This window comes from Pandoraea sp. NPDC087047 (assembly GCF_044745225.1).
In the GTDB taxonomy this organism is placed as follows: Bacteria; Pseudomonadota; Gammaproteobacteria; order Burkholderiales; family Burkholderiaceae; genus Pandoraea.
The window spans coordinates 484,652-501,975 of record NZ_JBIUZU010000004.1; the positions used below are offsets into that span (position 1 = coordinate 484,652).

16 protein-coding genes are annotated in these 17,324 nt (G+C 64.4%); 10 read left to right on the forward strand and 6 right to left on the reverse strand.

What is annotated here, in order from left to right; translation table 11 throughout:
• Positions 1-18: 18 nt before the first annotated feature.
• Positions 19-894 (forward strand): carbohydrate ABC transporter permease, encoded by an 876-nt coding sequence (locus ACIPHM_RS10135; RefSeq protein ID WP_400327420.1) that lies wholly within the window; start codon positions 19-21, stop codon positions 892-894.
• Positions 891-1,829 (forward strand): carbohydrate ABC transporter permease, encoded by a 939-nt coding sequence (locus ACIPHM_RS10140; protein WP_400327422.1) that lies wholly within the window; start codon positions 891-893, stop codon positions 1,827-1,829. Before ACIPHM_RS10135 ends, ACIPHM_RS10140 begins: the two co-directional genes overlap by 4 nt.
• A 155-nt stretch (positions 1,830-1,984) precedes the next feature.
• Here ACIPHM_RS10140 and ACIPHM_RS10145 read toward each other — a convergent pair whose 3' ends face one another.
• The 3 genes from ACIPHM_RS10145 to rarD all read right to left on the reverse strand — a co-directional run bounded on the left by ACIPHM_RS10145 (position 1,985) and on the right by rarD (position 3,925).
• The gene (locus ACIPHM_RS10145) at positions 1,985-2,446 is read right to left on the reverse strand and encodes a universal stress protein (protein ID WP_400327423.1); all 462 of its coding nucleotides are present in this window, start codon (positions 2,444-2,446) and stop codon (positions 1,985-1,987) included.
• 179 nt (positions 2,447-2,625) lie between these two features.
• Positions 2,626-2,880, reverse strand: coding sequence for a hypothetical protein (locus ACIPHM_RS10150; protein WP_400327425.1), 255 nt, complete (start codon positions 2,878-2,880; stop codon positions 2,626-2,628).
• Positions 2,881-2,995: 115 nt separating this feature from the next.
• Entirely contained in the window at positions 2,996-3,925 is a 930-nt protein-coding gene (rarD, locus tag ACIPHM_RS10155; protein ID WP_400327426.1) for an EamA family transporter RarD, read from the reverse strand.
• Positions 3,926-4,141: 216 nt separating this feature from the next.
• Between rarD and hisN the strand changes: the two genes are divergently transcribed.
• The gene (gene hisN / locus ACIPHM_RS10160) at positions 4,142-4,951 is read left to right on the forward strand and encodes a histidinol-phosphatase (RefSeq protein WP_400327427.1); all 810 of its coding nucleotides are present in this window, start codon (positions 4,142-4,144) and stop codon (positions 4,949-4,951) included.
• Positions 4,952-4,963: 12 nt separating this feature from the next.
• On the opposite strand, the gene ACIPHM_RS10165 is transcribed toward hisN, so the two are convergent.
• Positions 4,964-6,295, reverse strand: coding sequence for an MATE family efflux transporter (locus tag ACIPHM_RS10165; RefSeq protein ID WP_400327428.1), 1,332 nt, complete (start codon positions 6,293-6,295; stop codon positions 4,964-4,966).
• A 201-nt stretch (positions 6,296-6,496) separates the two neighbouring features.
• On the opposite strand from ACIPHM_RS10165, the gene ACIPHM_RS10170 reads away from it, so the two are divergent.
• The 5 genes from ACIPHM_RS10170 to ACIPHM_RS10190 all read left to right on the forward strand — a co-directional run bounded on the left by ACIPHM_RS10170 (position 6,497) and on the right by ACIPHM_RS10190 (position 14,394).
• Positions 6,497-6,880 (forward strand): hypothetical protein, encoded by a 384-nt coding sequence (locus ACIPHM_RS10170; RefSeq protein WP_400327430.1) that lies wholly within the window; start codon positions 6,497-6,499, stop codon positions 6,878-6,880.
• A gap of 584 nt (positions 6,881-7,464) precedes the next feature.
• The gene (aspT, locus tag ACIPHM_RS10175; RefSeq protein ID WP_400327431.1) at positions 7,465-9,153 is read left to right on the forward strand and encodes an aspartate-alanine antiporter; all 1,689 of its coding nucleotides are present in this window, start codon (positions 7,465-7,467) and stop codon (positions 9,151-9,153) included.
• A gap of 62 nt (positions 9,154-9,215) precedes the next feature.
• Positions 9,216-10,901, forward strand: a complete 1,686-nt coding sequence (gene aspT, locus ACIPHM_RS10180) for an aspartate-alanine antiporter (RefSeq protein ID WP_400327433.1) — start codon at positions 9,216-9,218, stop codon at positions 10,899-10,901.
• Between the two features lie 108 nt (positions 10,902-11,009).
• Positions 11,010-12,623, forward strand: a complete 1,614-nt coding sequence (locus tag ACIPHM_RS10185; RefSeq protein WP_400327435.1) for a bifunctional aspartate transaminase/aspartate 4-decarboxylase — start codon at positions 11,010-11,012, stop codon at positions 12,621-12,623.
• Positions 12,624-13,122: 499 nt separating this feature from the next.
• A complete protein-coding gene (locus ACIPHM_RS10190) occupies positions 13,123-14,394 on the forward strand; it encodes a ShlB/FhaC/HecB family hemolysin secretion/activation protein (protein WP_400327436.1) in 1,272 nt (423 codons plus the stop codon).
• Here ACIPHM_RS10190 and ACIPHM_RS10195 read toward each other — a convergent pair.
• Positions 14,378-14,935: a DNA-binding protein gene (locus ACIPHM_RS10195; protein ID WP_400327438.1), complete on the reverse strand. Its 558-nt coding sequence runs from the start codon at positions 14,933-14,935 to the stop codon at positions 14,378-14,380. The genes ACIPHM_RS10190 and ACIPHM_RS10195 overlap by 17 nt on opposite strands.
• Positions 14,936-15,208: 273 nt before the next feature.
• Here ACIPHM_RS10195 and ACIPHM_RS10200 point away from each other — a divergent pair, with 273 nt between their 5' ends.
• Complete coding sequence (locus ACIPHM_RS10200) at positions 15,209-15,640, forward strand: hypothetical protein (RefSeq protein ID WP_400327440.1); 432 nt, start codon at positions 15,209-15,211, stop codon at positions 15,638-15,640.
• A gap of 432 nt (positions 15,641-16,072) precedes the next feature.
• Entirely contained in the window at positions 16,073-16,921 is an 849-nt protein-coding gene (locus ACIPHM_RS10205) for an EamA family transporter (protein WP_400327442.1), read from the forward strand.
• Positions 16,922-16,929: 8 nt separating this feature from the next.
• On the opposite strand, the gene ACIPHM_RS10210 is transcribed toward ACIPHM_RS10205, so the two are convergent.
• Entirely contained in the window at positions 16,930-17,163 is a 234-nt protein-coding gene (locus ACIPHM_RS10210; protein WP_400327443.1) for a formate dehydrogenase subunit delta, read from the reverse strand.
• Between the last annotated feature and the right edge of the window lie 161 nt (positions 17,164-17,324).

The window sequence follows — 17,324 nt, forward strand, 5'->3', positions numbered from 1 at the left end:
TGAATCGATGGACCGTCGATGAATCGCTCCTCTGCCTCATGGGTGCCCTGGCTGCTGTTGTTACCGGCGCTGGTGCTGCTCGTCGCTTTCACGCACTATCCGGCCGTCGCCACGCTGTGGCACAGCTTTTTCTCGACGGCTCGCGCCGGGGCGTCGTCCGTGTTCGTCGGCGCGCAGAACTATCAGCTTCTGCTCGACGATCCCGTCTTCTGGCAGGCGCTGCGCAACAACCTGCTGTACGCACTGATTACCGTGCCCGCCGCCATCGTGCTGTCGATCGTCATGGCGCTGTGGGTGCACCGTCAGGTGCCGGGCCGCGCGCTGCTGCGTCTGGCGTACTTCACACCGGCCATTCTGCCGATGATCGCCGTGGCGAATATCTGGCTCTTCTTTTATACGCCGCAATACGGTCTCATCGCGCAGATCTCGCAGGCGTTGGGGTGGGGCGATCACAACTGGCTCGGTCAGCCGGGCTCCGCGCTTCCGGCGTTGATGATCGTGACGGTCTGGAAAGAAGCCGGGTTCTTCATGATCTTCTACCTGGCCGCGTTGCAGCAGATTTCGCCGACGCTGGCTGAAGCGGCCGCGCTCGAAGGCGCGTCGCGCTGGCAGTTCTTCCGTCGCGTGCAATGGCCGCTGCTGATGCCCACGACCGTGTTCGTGGTGATCAATGCGCTCATCAACGCTTTCCGGCTGGTCGATCACGTTGTGGTGATGACGCGCGGCGGGCCCGATAACGCCACGCAATTGCTGCTGTATTACATCTATCAGGTGGCGTTCAGCTTCTGGGACACGTCGTACGCCGCAGCGCTCACGGTCGTGTTGCTCACGCTGCTCGCTATCGTGGCCTTCGTGAAATTCCGCATGCTCGACTCACGCACGCACTATCAATGACGACCTCCGCCAACCCGACTACCGTGTCGCAGGCAGACGCCAAGCCTGGATCGTTTGCTTCGTCTGCCCCGTCTGCCCCATCTGCCACGCCCGCGCAGCCGCGTACGTCGCTGCCGGCGTTTTCCGCCGCGGGGCACGCGAATCTACCGGATGTCGCGGGCGCGTGGCTGCTCGGCCTGCTGTGGCTGCTGCCGCTACTTTATGCGTTGTGGAGCGCGTTCCATCCGTCGGCGTACGCCACGCGGTTCTCGCTGAGCGCGCCGCTCACGCTCGAGAACTTCGTGCACGCCTGGCAGGCCGCGCCGTTCGGGCGTTATCTCGTCAACACGTTCGTACTGGTGACGGTGATTCTCGCCGCGCAACTCGTGCTCGCGACGCTCGCGGCCTACGCCTTCGCCCGTTTCACGTTTCGTGGCAGCGAAGTGGCGTTCATGATCGTGCTGCTGCAGTTGATGGTCATGCCCGATGTGCTGATCGTCGAGAACTACCGCACCATTGCGTGGATGGGGTTGCGCGACACGATCCTCGGCATTGCGCTGCCGTACTTCGCGTCGGCGTTCGGCATCTTCCTGTTGCGTCAGGCATTCAAGACCGTGCCGCGCGAGCTGGACGACGCCGCCCGTGTGGAAGGCGCCAACGCGTGGCAGGTGCTCTGGCGCGTGTATGTACCGCTCGCGCGTCCGGTGTATGTGGCGTATGCGCTCGTGTCGGTCAGTCACCACTGGAACAACTTCCTGTGGCCGCTGATCGTGACGAACTCGGTGGAGACGCGCCCGCTGACCGTCGGCCTGCAAGTGTTCGCGGCAACGGATCAGGGCATCGACTGGTCGCTGATCACGGCGGCGACGCTCATGACTGCCGCGCCGCTGTTCATCGCGTTTCTTTTGTTTCAGCGCCAGTTCGTGCAGTCGTTCATGCGCGCGGGGATTCGTTGATTTTTGGCTGAACCGAGGGGCGAAGGATTGCCCGAAAAGCAAAACGGCACGCGGGGGGGCGTGCCGTTTCGTTTTGCGCCGATGAGTGCTGAAACGCGCCGGAGATCGAGCCCCTCTGATCCAACTTACGTCGGTAGGGGCCGCAACCGTCCGGATTACTTGTCGGCGGCTTTCACCAGCAGCACCGGCACCGTGGTGATGCGCAGCAATGTTTCGGCCACGCTGCCCAGCAACAGACGGTTGATGCCGCGGCGGCCGTGCGTGCCGAGCACGATGACGTCCGCGTTCCACTCCTGCGCTTCGCGCAGCACGGCGTCGGCAATTTCATCAGTACCGGCGTCGAGCGTGATCATCTTCGTCTCGGCATCGATACCGCGCGTTTTCAGATCCGCCTGTGCCTTGGCGAGAATTTCGTCCGTTTCCTTCTCGAACGATTCCTGGCTCTCCAGCGGCACGAAGCCACTGTAGGCGCCGGCGGCGTAGGCGTTGGCAAGAGACGGGACGACCGAGACCAGGCGAATCTTGCCCTGGCTGAGTGCAACGAGCTTGACCGCTTCGTCGATGGCTCGGTTCGAAGGGGTGCTGCCGTCGATCGAAACCAGAATGCGTTCGTACATGATGGAGTCCTCTTGGGGCGTCGGGATGATTTTCATTCTCGCACTGCGCGCTTCGAAAGTCATCCCGCGAAGTGGCCGGGAATTGACCGCACGCAATAACGCATCGTAATGCCAACGGCCGACGCGTGCACGTCACGATGCACGGGGCCGGTCGCGAAACCGCATGGTGCCGGGAACGCTCAGTTCGCTTGGCAGGCGATCACGAGATTGGCGACGCTGCCGTTGACGTCGCGCGTGAGCACGTCGTAGCCCTTTTGCGCGCATTGCGTGCGCGCGCGCTGGTCGCAGTCTCCGGAACTGGCGGCCGAGCACTGGATTTGCTGGGTGGGGCGTCCGTCGGACGTGAACAACGGGGCGGACGAGCCGCAGGCAGACAGGCTGAGAGTGAGAAGCCCCGAGGAAAGCAGAATGGCGATCTTGGCGAGATTTTTCATGATGGTCGTCTTACAGGCTTGCCCGAGTATAACGCGCCGTTGCGACCGTGCCGGCCGCTCTCCCAAAGCCGCCGCCGCCGGGCGGCCCGTGAGTCGCCCCGATCCCTGCCCAACCTTATGCCCCCATTTTTCGATGCGTTACCCGTTGCCGGCGCAGCGTGCGCAGGCTGTCGAAGACGATGAGCGCGACGCCGATCCAGATCGGCACGTACGTCCAGAGGCCACGTGCCGTGAACGGCTCGTCGAGCAGGAAGATCGAGACGGCGAACAGCAGTACCGGCTCAACGTACCCGAGAATGCCGTACAGCCCGATCGGCAGCAAACGCGCGGCGCCGAAAGTGCTGGCCAGCGCGCCCGCACTGAGCAGGCCGAGCGCGGGCAGCCAGAACCAGAAGCGCGGCTCGCTGAGTAGCGCGAGGTTCTGCGCCCAGGCGTGCCAGATCAGGAACGCTGCGACCGGCGCCATCGCCAGCAGCTCCAGAATGAAGCCGCTCACGGCATCCAGATGCAGACGGCGGCGCAGCAGGAAGTAGGGCGGATAGCCGAACATGATGAGCGCGGTGACCCACGACAGCGCTCGCGTCGCCCAGAGTTCATGCGCCACACCCAGCGCGGCGAAGACGACGGCAGCCGTTTGCAAAGGACTCAGCCGCTCCTCATAGACGGTGCGACCGGCCAGCACCATCGTGAGCGGCAGTAGGAAGTAACCCAGCGAGACGTCGAGCATGCGCTGTTGCAGCGGCGCCCAGACGAAGAGCCAGAGCTGTACGCCGAGCATGGCTGCGCAAAGCAGCACCGCACCGAGCAGGGCGGGCCGGTGCAACACGTGAGAGACCGTGCTGACGAGAACATTCCAGCGGCGCAGCGCGGCGACGATCACCAGCGTGCCGGGCAGCGTGAGCAGAATGCGCCAGGCGAACACGTCCAGCCCCGACAAGGGCGCCAACTGCGCCACGAGTGCAGGCATGACGGAAAACATGAGCGACGCCGATACGGAAAGCATGACGCCGCGACCGGAAAGCATGACGCCGCGACCGGAAAGCATGGGAGTCCTGTGAGTGGGGGCAAGGGGGAGGGTGCGGGTAACGCCCGGACCAGGCCGCGAGCATAGCAAATTTGCACCAAATCCGGGCGTTTCCCGACGATACCCGTCAGGACAGGTCTGTCGTCGCGTCGTCACGTGCGAGCGCGTATGATCGCGATTCATCGAGTGTTTTTCCTATCTGCCGCTGCGCGCGGCATCTTTGCAGGAGATTGGTGCATGTCGTCCGAACCCGCTGTTGCCGCCGTAGCCGAATACGCCACTTTCGCTGCCTCGCTGGCCGATGCCGTGAGGCCGCTGTCGTTGGGCTGGTTCCGCCGGCGTCTGGCGGTCGACGACAAGGCCGATGAAAGCCCGGTCACGATCGCGGATCGTGAGGTCGAGACGGCGCTGCGCGAGAAGATCGCCGAGCGTTATCCGTCGCACGGCATCTGGGGCGAAGAGTTCGGCAAGCGCGGTGTGGACGCGGAGTTCGTCTGGTCGGTCGATCCCATCGACGGCACCCGCAGCTTCATTACCGGGCACCCGCTGTGGGGCACGCTGCTCGCGCTGCTGCACAACGGCAAGCCAGTCGTGGGCCTGATCGACATTCCGGCGACGGGCGAGCGCTGGGTCGGCGTGAACGACACCGCCAACGCCGTGCGCGAAGCCCGCTTCGGTGGCGAGCCGTGCGCAACCAGTCCCGTGACGACGTTGGCCGAGGCGACGGTGTATGCGACGTCGCCCGATATTTTCGATGCGGCGGAATACGGCCGGTTCGAGCGGCTGACGAAGGCGGTGAGCCGTCGACGTTTCGGTGGCGATTGCTACGCCTACGGGTTGCTGGCGAGCGGTCACATCGAGCTCGTGATGGAAGCCGGATTGCAGACGTACGACTATCTGGCTGTGGCCCCGGTGGTCGAAGCGGCGGGCGGCGTCATAACCGATTGGGAAGGCAAGCCGCTTACGCTGACGTCGCAAGGGCAAGTGCTGGCGGCCGCCAATGCCGAACTGCACGCGGCGGCGCTCGCCCGCATTCGCGGCGACTGAGGCCTGCCGTCTTCAGGCGCTCTGGCGAGGCATGCCTCGCCAGATGCGCGGCAGCAACACGCCGAGCACTACGCCGCGCGTGGCAAGAAACGCCATGAGGGCGACCCATAAGCCGTGATTACCCCACGCGTCGAGCGTGAACGGCATTACCGCGCCGAACACCAGCAAGCCGATCAGCGACGACGAGAGCAATTCGCGCGTACGTGTCGCCCCGATGAAAATCCCGTCGAGCTGAAAACACCACACCGCCACAATCGGCGAGACCACCGCCCACGGCAGGAATTCGCGCGCCGCGTCGCGCAGCATGGGCTGATCGGTGAGCGTATCGATGATGGCGCCGCCCGCGAGCGCGTAGACGAGCGCGAACGCCAGCGCGCAGCCCAGCGCCCATCCCATCGACAGACGAATCGCATGCAGCAGCGCCTGTCGCTGACGTGCGCCGACATAGGCGCCCACGAGCGCCTCGGCCGCATGCGCGAAGCCGTCGAGACCATAGGCCATGAACGTCTGAAAGTTCAGCAGCAATGCGTTGGCCGCAAGCGTCGTGTCGCCGAGCCGCGCGCCCACGCGTGCGAACCATGCGAACGCGAGTTGCAGGAACAACGTGCGCAGGAAGATATCGAGATTGAGCCGCAGCAGGCGCCACAGCGCGCTTCGCTCCACGAGCGTGGCCAGCCGCAGCGCGGGCAGGCCGGGCGTGCGCGCGAGCCACAGGAGCCAGGCGCCCAGCGCGAAGCCGAGCGTGTCGGCCAGCGCGGTGGCCCAGGCAATGCCCGCCACGCCCCAATCGAAGCCGCGAACGAACGCGAGCACCGCGACAATGTTTACGACATTGATGAACACTTGCACGGCAAGACCTTGCCGCACGCGCTGGCACGCCAGCAGGTAGCCGAGCACCACATAGTTGCCGAGGGCGAAGGGCGCGGCGAGGATGCGGATGCTGGCGTACTCACGTCCCAGCGATTGCACCTGTGCGCTGCCGCCAAGCCATGACACGCCGAGCGACACCAGCGGCAAGCGAAACACGAGCAGCACCGCGCCAATGGCAAACGCCAGCGCCAACGCACGCGCGAGTGTGTCGCGCAGACGCAGCGCGTCGCGCGCACCGAACGCCTGTGCGGCGAGCCCCGTGGTGCCCATGCGCAGGAACGAAAAGCCCCAGAAGACGAGGTTCAGCAGCAGCCCGCCAAGCGCGACGCCACCAAGATATGCCGGACCCGGCAGATGACCGGCCACGGCCGTGTCCACGGCCGAGAGCAGGGGCTGAGTGAGATTGGCGAGCACGATAGGCACCGCCAGACGAAGTAATTGCCGGTGGCCGGCGGCCGCAGGGGCAGGGTTCATGAGTGAGCTGTGCGGCAGCCGTTCATGGCGGCGCCGTCGGTTTCCGCACGGGGCGGCAGGTTGTGAGTGCGCCGATTATAAGGTTTCATGACGCGCTCATTAAGCGCGAGATGCCTTGACGAATCCGCATGCCGCCGACGGCGCACGTCGGACACGACCGGTACAATGCTTCACTTCTTCGTCCTCACTGAAAGTTCGCGTATGACGTCCCCGTCGCTTTCCATGGTCTCCTCGCTGGCCGCATTGCTTTCGGCGCATCGCCGTCACGCACTTGCCGCCGCCTTGTGTCTGGCAAGCCTCCCGGCACTCGCGGAGGTGACGTTGCAACGCGGTCCGCCGCCGCCGCGCTTCGAAGATCCGCACGCCGCCCCCAATGGCGAGTTCTGGGTGCCGGGCTACTGGCAGTGGAAAGACGGTCGCTACGATTGGGTCGACGGTCATATGGAAGCCAAGCGTCCCGGCATGCGCTACACCCCGCCGCACTGGGAGGAGACGGGCAGCCACGAATGGACGCTGCGCGACGGCAAATGGGACGCCACCGGCTGGGGCCCGGGCACGATTCACGACATCCGCGCACCCAAGTAACGCCATCCGTCGTCTCGAACGACGTCATCGCGCCGCGGCATCCTGTTGCCGCGTTTGAGAAATTTTCATCTATCCCCTCCGCCGTTTTTGTCGATGCCGGTGACGCGGCGAGGTCGCGTGTCACGGCACATCGACGCCTCGCCCGTGTGGTCGCGGTCTTCCGATTATTAATCAGCATTCCGATATAACTAGTGAAAGAGCGGACTTGACGAGCGCAAGGCAAAGACCGTGCGCGAAACATATTGACACGTCCGGAACGTTGCACAACACTATGCCGACACCGCGTCACCACGAAGCGCGGAACAGTCGCAGATAGCGTAATTTTAATTACTTGTGCTACCTGATTGCGCGACGATCGCGTGAGTTTCGCAAGTAAAAAAGTGCGCCGTGTGCGCCACAACTCAAACGCCTGGCGGCTTCGCACAGGTGCATAACGTACGACCGATTGCACGGTCTGCCGTCCCCTCGATCTGCGCGACGCGTGTCGCGAAGATCTGTCGTTTTCTGAAGTCTTGTATGCCGGACATTTGCCGCGAAGCGCGGTGTAGCCCGTCACCGATGTGTGACATGTGGCAGGAGCCCGTATGCAGTGTTCAGTTCCGCTGTTCAATGCCGTACCGCTGATGACCGTGTTCGTCTGCGTCGTTCTGGGCCAATTGCTCGGGCGCATCAAGTTCGGTCCGATTCAGCTCGGCGGGGTGTGCGGGGCGTTGCTCGCCGCCTTGCTCGTCGGACAGACCGGCTGCATGGTCGAAGGCTCGCTCAAGGATTTCGCCTTCGCGCTCTTCATCTTCGCCATGGGCTTTTCGGCCGGCCCGCAGTTCGTCGAAAACCTGAACCTGCGTGGCCTTCGCTTCGGCGTGCTCTCCATCATCGAAGTGGTGCTCGTGTTCGGCATCGTGATGCTCGCGGTGAGTTTCCTCGGCCTCGACCCGGGCACCGCCGGTGGCCTTGCTGCCGGGGCGGCGACGGAATCCGCGATGGTCGGCACGGCCATCGAGGCGCTGAATCGCCTGGGGCTCGACCCTGACGCTTTCAAGGCGCTGCAAGCCAATGTCGTGACTGCCTACACGCTCACGTATGTGTTCGGTCTCATCACCATCGTGCTGTTCACCAATCTGCTCGCGCCGCGTTTGCTCGGCATCGATCTCAAGGAAGACAGCGCGCGGCTCGCCCGGGAAATGGAAGAGGCCAACGGCGACGAGATCGGCGCGCCTGCCGCACCGGATCTGGTCGGGCGCAGCTATCGCGTCGCGCATCCCGGCCTGAGCGTCGCCGCGCTCGAAGCGGCGTTCCAGGGGCGGGTGGCCATCGAACGGGTGCGTCGCGCAACGGCATCGATGGCGGTGGCGCAGAACCTCGCGCTCGAACCGAACGACGAAATCCTGCTCGTTGGCCGTCGCGGCGCCATGATCGAAGCCCACGCCCTCGTCGGTCCCGAAGTGGCGGGCACGGAAACGGGCGAGATCGTGCTCGTGGAGCGCGACTTCATCATGACGAACAAGGACGCCGAGGGGCGCACTGTGGCCGACCTGCGACGCGAAGCGCCGGTCGAGGTGCGTCACGGCGTGTTCGTCAAATCGGTCAGGCGCATGGGCATGCAGTTGCCGTCGCTCAACAAGATTGCGCTGCAACGTGGCGACGTGGTCACGCTTCAGGGCCTGCAGGACGACGTGGACCGCGCGGGCAGCGTAATGGGCAAGCCGGTGCCGTACGGCAACAAGACGAGCCTCATCTTCGTTGGACTCGCGCTGATCGTCGGCCTGTGCATCGGCCATCTGACGGTGCGCATCGGCGGCGCACCCATGACGCTCGGTTCGGGCGGCGGAGCGTTGGTCTCGGGGCTGGCGAGTGGCTGGCTGCTCTCGCGGCGTCCGGCATGGGGCACGTTCCCGCCCGCGGCTTACGAATTGCTCAAGGATCTCGGACTGGCCGTGTTCGTGGTGTGCGTTGGACTGTCGGCGGGGCCGCAGGCGGCGGTGCTGCTGCGCGAGCACGGCATGGCGCTGCCGGTTGTCGGCGTCTGCGTGTCGCTCATTCCGGCGCTGGTGTCGCTCTGGGTCGGTCACAAGTTGCTGCGCATCGACGGGCCGATCCTGATCGGTGCGATTGCCGGTCAGCAGGCGAGCACGCCTGCGATCAGCGCTGTGGTGCAAACGGCGAACAGCGCGTTGCCGGTCGTGGGGTACACCGTGACCTACGCCCTTTCGAACGTGTTGCTGCCGCTCATGGGGCCGGCGGTGGTTTTCGTCGCCCATCAGATTTCGCGTTAGCGAGTCGTCGCGTGCTGGCCCCCCGCCAGTCGCCGCATTCATCTTTTGACGGAGGTTCTGCCGTGGAACTGGTGCATACGATTCTTAACCATGTCCCGGAGGTCGCGATTTTCCTGTCGCTCGCCCTCGGGTACGCAATCGGAGCGATCCGGTTCGGGTCGTTCCAACTGGGTGGCGTGGGTGGCTCGCTGCTGGTGGCCGTAGTCGTCTCGCAGATCGGTATCTCGGTCGACGCTGGCGTGAAGAGCATCATGTTCGCGCTGTTCATCTACGCCGTGGGCTACGAGAGCGGTCCGCAGTTCTTCAGCTCGCTCTCGCGCAAGACGCTGCGCGAGATCGGCATGGCGGTGTTTCTCGCGGCGTCCGGGCTGGTAACGGTGCTGATCTGCGCGAAGATCTTCGGCTTCGACAAGGGGCTCGCGGCGGGGGTGGCGGGTGGCGGTCTCACGCAGTCGGCCATCATCGGCACGGCGGGTGACGCGATTGCGCGTCTGGGCCTGCCCGCGGACGAGGTCAAGCGTCTGCAATCGGAAGTGGCCATCGGCTACGCCGTGACGTACATCTTCGGCAGCTTGGGCGCGATTATCGTGTGCGCGTCGCTGGTGCCGAAACTCATGGGCCGCACGCTCAAGGACGACGCCAAGAAGGCCGAACTCGAAATGGCTGGCGGGCGTGCAGTGCTCTCCGCCGATCAGGTCGACTCGCTGCCCGCGCTCGTCGGCCGCGTCTATCGTGTGACGACCGGCGCAGGCAAGCGCGTGATCGAGATCGAAAAGCAGCTGACCGACGGCGTGACCATCGAGCGTTTGCGCCGCCATGGCAAGATCATCATCGCTACCGACGATCTGGTGCTCGAAGCGGGCGACGACGTCATGCTCATCGGACGTCGCGAAGCGGCGACCGAGGCGTGGCGTCTGCTGGGCGACGAACAACGTCCGTCGGCCGATCTCGATATCGCGCTGCGCATGCAGGAAGTGGTGTTCGCACGCAAGGGCGGCAACGGCAAGACACTCGGCGAGTTGAAGGCCAGCGTCGAGCGCGACGTCAAGCATGGCGTGTACATCGCCAAGATCATGCGCATGGGCCAGCCCGTACCGATTCTCGACGACACCATCGTCTATCACGGCGACGTGGTCACGTTGTACGGCGCGGACAGCGACGTGCAGCGCGCCGCGAAGGAGGCCGGCTATCCGCTCTCGTACTCGGTGAAGACTGACTACGTGTACATGGGCATCGGTATCGTGGTCGGTCTGCTGATCGGCTACATCGTGGTCAAGGTCGGCGGCATTCCGCTCACCCTGGGCAGCGGCGGCGGTGCGCTGCTCGCAGGGCTCGTCTTCGGCTGGCTGCGTGGCAAGCACCCGACGTTCGGCGCGATGCCGCTCGCGGCAAGTTCACTGCTCAAGGAACTGGGCCTCGCGACGTTCGTCACCTGCGTGGGCCTCTCGGCCGGCGCGCAGGCCTGGCAGACGTTGCAGCAAAGCGGTATCTCGATCTTCGTCGCCGGGGTGATCGTCACCATCGTGCCGCTGCTGCTCACGTATCTGTTCGGACGCTACGTGCTGCGCTACGACAACGTGGCCATTCTGGCCGGTGCCTTGTCGGGCTCGCGCAGTGCCAACCCGGCTTTCGGCGAGATTCTCGACAAGGCCGAGAGCAATGTGCCGACGGTGCCGTTCGCCATCACCTATGCCATCGCCAACGTGCTGCTCACGCTGCTCGGACCGCTGGTGGTGTCGTTGACCTGACGTCGCCCGCGCCGGAACGTATTGAATGGATTCGCCCAATTCCCGTCGTTGCCCCCCGCAGGACGGCATCGCCATTGGTTGTAAGTGGTTGCTCATGGAGAACTTGCTATGAAATCGAAGGAACTCGACGCACTCGCCAAACTCAGCCCGTTCGAACTCAAGGACACGCTGATCGAACTCGCTCAGGACAATGGCGCGCAGCGCTCGATGCTCAACGCCGGTCGCGGCAACCCGAACTTCCTCGCGCTCGAACCGCGTCACGGCTTCTTCCAACTGGGCCTGTTCGCGCTCTCGGAAGCCCAGCGTCAGTTCACGTACATGCCGGAAGGCGTGGGCGGTATTCCGCCGGGCAAGGGCGTTGAAGCCCGCTGGCAGGATTACGCGCGTGAAAACCAGCATGCGCCGGGCGTGAAGTTCCTCGAAAAGTCGATCTCGTACGTGCGCGATCAGATGGGCCTCGTGGTCGAGGACTTCCTCACGGAGCTGGTGCACGGCATTCTCGGCTGTAACTATCCGGTGCCGGATCGCATGCTGCGCAACACCGAGAAGATCGCGGCGAAGTATCTGCATCACGAGATGGTCGGGCGTCACCCGTTCGTGGGCAACTTCGATCTCTTCGCGGTCGAGGGCGGCACGGCGGCCATGACGTACCTGTTCAACACGCTCAAGACCAACCATCTGCTGCAGGCCGGCGACTCCATTGCGCTGGGCATGCCGATCTTTACGCCGTACATCGAGATTCCGGAACTGGCCGATTACCAGCTCCACGAAGTGAATCTGAACGCCGATCCGGATCTCGGATGGCAGTACTCGAAGAAGGAACTCGACAAGCTGCTCGACCCGAAGGTCAAGGCGTTCTTTCTCGTGAATCCGAGCAATCCGCCGTCGGTCAAGCTCGACGACGCCTCGCTCGAACACCTGGCCGCCATCGTCAAGAAGCGCCCGGACCTGATCATCCTGACCGATGACGTCTACGGCACGTTCGCCGACGACTTCCGCTCGCTGTTCGCGATTGCGCCGTACAACACCATCCTCGTCTATTCGTACTCGAAGTATTTCGGGGCGACGGGCTGGCGTCTCGGGGCCATTGCCACGCACGAGAAGAACGTGCTCGACGACAAGATCGCCAAGCTCCCCAAGGCGCAGCGCGACGGGCTCAATGCGCGTTATTCGTCGATCACGACGGAGCCGGAGAAGTTGAAGTTCATCGACCGTCTTGTTGCCGACAGCCGCGCCGTGGCACTTAATCACACGGCCGGTCTGTCCACGCCGCAACAGGTGCAGATGGCGCTCTTCTCGCTGTTCTGCCTGATGGACGAGCCCGATGCCTACAAGCATGCCGTCAAGCGCATCATCCGCCGCCGCAAGGCCGCGATGTATCGCGCTGCCGGCATCTCGGAGGAAACCGGGCCGACGGCCGTCGACTACTACAACATCCTCGATCTCGAGGTGTTGGGCACGAAAATCTACGGCAAGGCGTTCGTGGACTGGTTCATGAAGAACATCGACCCGTCGGAGGTGCTGTTCCGCCTGGCCAAGGAAAGCGGCGTGGTGCTGCTGCCGGGCCGCGGCTTCGGCACGCTACACCCGTCCGGCCGGGTCTCGCTCGCGAACCTCAACGAGCCGGACTACATCCAGATCGGCGCCACCGTGCGCAAGCTCATGGACGAGTACAACGAGCGCTTCCTCGCGGGCGGTAGCAAGGGCGGCAAGAAGAAGTAAGCCGCAAGTCTGCCGCGCCGGGCGTTGCCCGAAGATTTCGATGCCCCGCCCGGCAACGGGCGGCGGCATCGGTCGGCCCCCCCTCGATCGTCCCTCCATGGCGATCGACCATTGCCCGGGAGTCTGCTTCCCGGGCTTTTTTTGTGACGTGAAAATAAAATGCCCGCACGAGGCGGGCAAAAATCACTACAGGGGAAGTCACGCGATAAGAGTGGCAACCCGCTGAAAGAGTTCCCTGAGTTTCGTGACTGGCAGAGCGTGATCCGATCGACGTAAAATGGACCCTTGTCGTTACAGTACCCCTCATGCCGGACGCAGCGCACGGCGCGCGAGGGCATCCATGCGGGGTCGGATTTTCGGGTGTCGAATGTCGGTAAAGCCGGTCGTGCGGAGTCGCCTCCTCCTGGCCGCGTGCCTGAGTGCCGGAATTCCGGTGGGCGCGCACGCACAGTCCTTATTCTCGGATGCTGATCCGCCATGTTTCACTGAGCAGAACGCTGTGTCCTACGGTTTGTGGGACCGCGGTCTTGCGCCTCAGTATTTCGTGCCGCCTGCGTCGCCACCCGCACCGCTCGTGGTGCAGGATCCGGGCGTCTCGACCGATCCCATCGCGTTGTTCGCCGGTGATGACCCGAACGCGGTCGCCGCAGAGGTCGACCGGGAGGCCGCGCAACGGGCGGCTACGGCGGCAGCATCAGCGGCGGCGTCAGCCGCTGCAGGCACGGCAGGCGAGACGGTAGCGCCGAACACGGGGGCATCGAATGCCGATCGGTCTCAGGCCGCCCCGGGTGCCGACGGCGTGGCGAGTGCGCCCGCTGCCGAGGCCTCGTCGACGGCGTCTGCCGAGCCGCCTGCTCCACCGCCCCCGCCGCCCCCCGCGCCACTACCGGCGGCAGACTTCGCCGTCGCGCCGGAGTTGAGCGCAGACGGCACGGCAATCTCTGCCGTCGATATCGACACGGCGGCCTCGGCTGCCACGGCCGCGACCGAGCCCCCGCCGCCAGCGCCCGACGTCGCACCGCCCAACGCTTTCCTGGCACGTGCCTCGTGCTTGCGCGGCTTGCCGCGTCACGAGAGTCTGGCGAATCGCAACATCCGCATGCTGATGCGTCACGGACTCGTGGTGCGCGACGACCCGTTGCCACTCGTCGCCACGCGCAGCCGCACGCCGGGTGAGGGCGCTGTCGGCTTTCAGGTGCTCAACGAGCAGCCCTACCAGTTCAACGTCGGCATGAACAACAGCGGCATGACGACCACGGGCAAGATGCAGGGCACGGCGAATCTGCTGATGAACAACCCGCTGGGGATGTACGGCAAGTTCAACACCTCGCTCAGTCAGGATTTGCAGAACGCGCGTCGCGACACGACCAACCGCGATCTGACGGCCAATTACTCGCTGCCGATCGACGCCGACTGGACCGTGGGCATCACCGGCCAGACCAATGCCGCCACCGACCAGATGGTGACGGGCACCACGCAAACGCAAACGCTGCAATGGCGGGTGCGCCGGGCGTTCGACATTACGCCCAACGGCAGCACGGGCGTGGAGTTGCGCTATAACCGCAGCCGTACCGAAGACCCGAACGCCATTCACACCTACGACAGCTATGCCGAGGTGGGATTGAGTCACACGCACTATATGGGTACGTCGAAGCTCGATCTGTCGGTGATGCAGCGTCTGAATGCGCCGTGGATGCCTGCGTCGAGCGGGCCGCCCGGTTGGTCCTACCGTTTCCAGTCGATCGACGCGAAGCTCACCGTACCGTTCTGACGAAGTCCATCACGGTATCGAGCGATACCGTTCTCACGAGCGACGCCGGCAGGTCCGCGAAATGCTCGCTCTCCCCGAACAGGATCACGGGCTTGCCGTAATGCACGGCGAGCCCGACTTCGTTGTGCGTGCCGTGATTGCCGGGCAGGGCGACGATGGCGTCGCTCGAGAGCACGTTGATGTGATTGCGCGAGAGGGTGCCCGGCGGCGCATCGGGCAGATGCCGCGGCAGCGGGCTGAGAATCGGTACTTCGACGAACGGGTTCGGATAGCCGGGCAGCGCGCGGAAGGTGCCATTTGCCGCGTCGCCATTGCCATCGGCGATCGGCTCGGTCGGCACGATACCGATGCTGCGTCCTACGCGCTCGGGCACGGCGCAGAACGCTTCGCTCACGCTCGTCATTACGCCTTGTCCCCCGCCGGTCAGCAGATGGTATCCGGCCAGCGCGAGCGCGCGGCCGAGCGGCGCGGCCAGTTCGGTCCACGGCTGTTTGCCGGAACCCATGACACCAATGGTGAGAGGACGCAGGGGAGTGGTCATATCGGAGGGCGGAGCAGGCCGGGCCTGAGCGCTGCCGATGATAAACGAAGTGAGGAGGGGGTGACGCGCGAGGGCAAAAAAAACCCGCCGGGTGGGCGGGTGAGGAAGCAGGCCTCCCACGGGGAAGTGAAAGCCTGGTCTCGCGAGGTGTTTGCGAGACCCGTGTAGTATCGTGATCCGGGCGTTTGTTGGCTATGGGCTAAGTCCTAAAGTGCGTGTCAGACGCTTTCCAATTCTGTTCCCTGACCTTTCTGACGTTCCCTGGGGCGATAGATGACTGAACCGACCGAAACGACACCCGCCAGTGTCGCGCAGATTTCTGCCATGAAGGCCCTTCGTGCGGCGCTGCTCGCCCAGCATAAGGTGTTGATCGACTACGACCGTGCGCAATACGAAGGGGTCTTCGGCCCGGTGCCGAGCGGTCGCTTCGTGCAGTTGCTTACCGAAGATCCGTGGTTTCGCTGGCTCGATCCGCTCTCGCGACTGATCGTTGCGCTCGACGAATGGCAGGAGCAGGCTCCACCGTCGGCCGAGGCCGGAATCGGGCTGGCCGATGAAGCCGCGAAGCTGTTCCGTCGCACGGACAAGGCGTTCGGCGAGCGCTATCTGCTGGCTTTGCAGAAGGCGCCGGACGCCGTGCTCGGCCAGAGTCAGGTGATGGCGGCGCTGCGTGCCGTGCCCCAATCGCCCGCGACCGACGCCTGAAAATCTGCTGCGGCGATTACGCAGGAGGCCGACGCGTCGGTAATCAAGGGGGACGGCGCTTGAGCAGGGAGGGGGCTGACCGTCAAGCCGAATATTTGTTCCGGTTCTGATTGTTTTTTGAGCAAGGATCTTGACAGCCCCTGTTCACGGGGCGTTTGAGAGGGTGATGGCAGGTTATCCAGTGGGTTATCCACAAAGGATGTGGACAACTTTTTGCCGCCATCCTCATCGCGTGAGGACGATGAGCGTGATGAGCGCGTGATAGGCGCGATGGGACTGTGAGTCGGGCGGCGAAATCGTCTGGCCCGATGGGAATCGGTACCACTGGCTCTATGGCGACGGGCTCGCCGCTGCGACAATAGCGTCTTTCCCCTCGTCGGACGCGGGCGTTGTCAGTCGTTTTCCGACACCTCGCTGCCGCGTTCGATCGACATGACCACCACGCCCATCGTGCTATTGGTGCTGCTCTCGGCACTGATGCATGCCACCTGGAACGCCTTCCTCCACGCGAGCCCCGATCGTCTCTGGCAAGTCGGCATGATGGCCGTGCCGCAACTGCTCACCGCCGTGGTCGGCATCGCGCTGCTGCCTCTGCCGCCGATGCCGGTGTGGCCGCTGATCCTGCTTTCCGCGTGCGCACAGGTGGCTTATACGGCGGCGCTCATTCGCGCGTATCGCGTAGGGGAGTTCGGACAGATCTATCCGATTGCCCGGGGCATCTCGCCATTGTTGATCTCGAGCGCGGCGTGGCTGCTCGCAGGCGAATTGCCCCGCTGGATTGCCGTGCTCGGCATCGCCTGCATCTGCACCGGCATTCTGACGCTCGCCCTGCGCGGCCGGCGCCTCTCAGGCGACAGTGTCCCGGCGGCATTGCTCACTGGGGTGTTCATTGCGGCTTACACGATTGTCGACGGCTTCGGCGTGCGGATGTCCAACGGCAATGGCGTTGCCTACATTGCGTGGGCGTATCTGTTCGCGAGCGTGCCGCTCGTGGGCGCTGTATGGAAGTGGCGGGGCGGATGGCGCGGCATGTTCCTCGCGCCGCGCCGCCGGGTGACAGAGGCGCTGGGGGCGGGCATCGTCGCGCAGTGCGCGTACGGCATGGTGGTCTTCGCGCTGCAATACCTGCCGATGGGCGTGGTGTCCGCCTTGCGTGAGTCGAGCGCGATCTTCGCGGTGCTGCTGGGCTGGCTGTTCTTGCGGGAGACGCTCAACGCCCGCCGCCTCGTGGCATGCAGCCTCGTGGTCGGCGGTGCGGTACTCATCAAGCTGGGCGCGTAAGTTCTCGCTCAGCCGCGCGGCCAGAGTTCGGCGCGATGCGCGGTGATCGCCGCCACAACGATCTCGCGCATGCCGTGCCCGTCCGTGGCTTCGAGATGCTCCAGAATCGTCATACGCATGCGCGGCGCCCAGAAGCGTCGCAGATGTCCGGCAATGCTCTCGAGCGCTTCGCCACGGTCGGGCATCGTCTCGAAGAAGTCCCCGATCTGATTGGCCATCTTGACCAGATTGTCGGTGTCCATGATCTGTCTTGTCCCCAGTGATCGTTCTGTGTCGATGTATTGCACCCGGTCGCGTGGCCAATCTCGCGTGCGCCGCACCGTCTGTTGGCAATAGACGGTGACGCTCGCCGGCATCGTCCAGCCTTGGCGCTGGCGGCGCTGGACGCGGATTGTTCCTCGCG

What these genes read in the sequence shown, in the direction of transcription:
- ACIPHM_RS10140 (WP_400327422.1), top strand. Translation starts at nt 891, where the DNA reads ATGACGACCTCCGCCAACCCGACTACCGTGTCGCAGGCAGACGCCAAG.
- hisN (WP_400327427.1), top strand. Translation starts at nt 4,142, where the DNA reads ATGTCGTCCGAACCCGCTGTTGCCGCCGTAGCCGAATACGCCACTTTC.
- ACIPHM_RS10210 (WP_400327443.1), bottom strand. Translation starts at nt 17,163, where the DNA reads ATGGACACCGACAATCTGGTCAAGATGGCCAATCAGATCGGGGACTTC.
- ACIPHM_RS10145 (WP_400327423.1), bottom strand. Translation starts at nt 2,446, where the DNA reads ATGTACGAACGCATTCTGGTTTCGATCGACGGCAGCACCCCTTCGAAC.
- ACIPHM_RS10150 (WP_400327425.1), bottom strand. Translation starts at nt 2,880, where the DNA reads ATGAAAAATCTCGCCAAGATCGCCATTCTGCTTTCCTCGGGGCTTCTC.
- aspT (WP_400327431.1), top strand. Translation starts at nt 7,465, where the DNA reads ATGCAGTGTTCAGTTCCGCTGTTCAATGCCGTACCGCTGATGACCGTG.
- ACIPHM_RS10205 (WP_400327442.1), top strand. Translation starts at nt 16,073, where the DNA reads ATGACCACCACGCCCATCGTGCTATTGGTGCTGCTCTCGGCACTGATG.
- rarD (WP_400327426.1), bottom strand. Translation starts at nt 3,925, where the DNA reads ATGCTTTCCGGTCGCGGCGTCATGCTTTCCGGTCGCGGCGTCATGCTT.
- ACIPHM_RS10200 (WP_400327440.1), top strand. Translation starts at nt 15,209, where the DNA reads ATGACTGAACCGACCGAAACGACACCCGCCAGTGTCGCGCAGATTTCT.
- ACIPHM_RS10170 (WP_400327430.1), top strand. Translation starts at nt 6,497, where the DNA reads ATGACGTCCCCGTCGCTTTCCATGGTCTCCTCGCTGGCCGCATTGCTT.
- ACIPHM_RS10185 (WP_400327435.1), top strand. Translation starts at nt 11,010, where the DNA reads ATGAAATCGAAGGAACTCGACGCACTCGCCAAACTCAGCCCGTTCGAA.
- ACIPHM_RS10195 (WP_400327438.1), bottom strand. Translation starts at nt 14,935, where the DNA reads ATGACCACTCCCCTGCGTCCTCTCACCATTGGTGTCATGGGTTCCGGC.
- ACIPHM_RS10135 (WP_400327420.1), top strand. Translation starts at nt 19, where the DNA reads ATGAATCGCTCCTCTGCCTCATGGGTGCCCTGGCTGCTGTTGTTACCG.
- ACIPHM_RS10165 (WP_400327428.1), bottom strand. Translation starts at nt 6,295, where the DNA reads ATGAACCCTGCCCCTGCGGCCGCCGGCCACCGGCAATTACTTCGTCTG.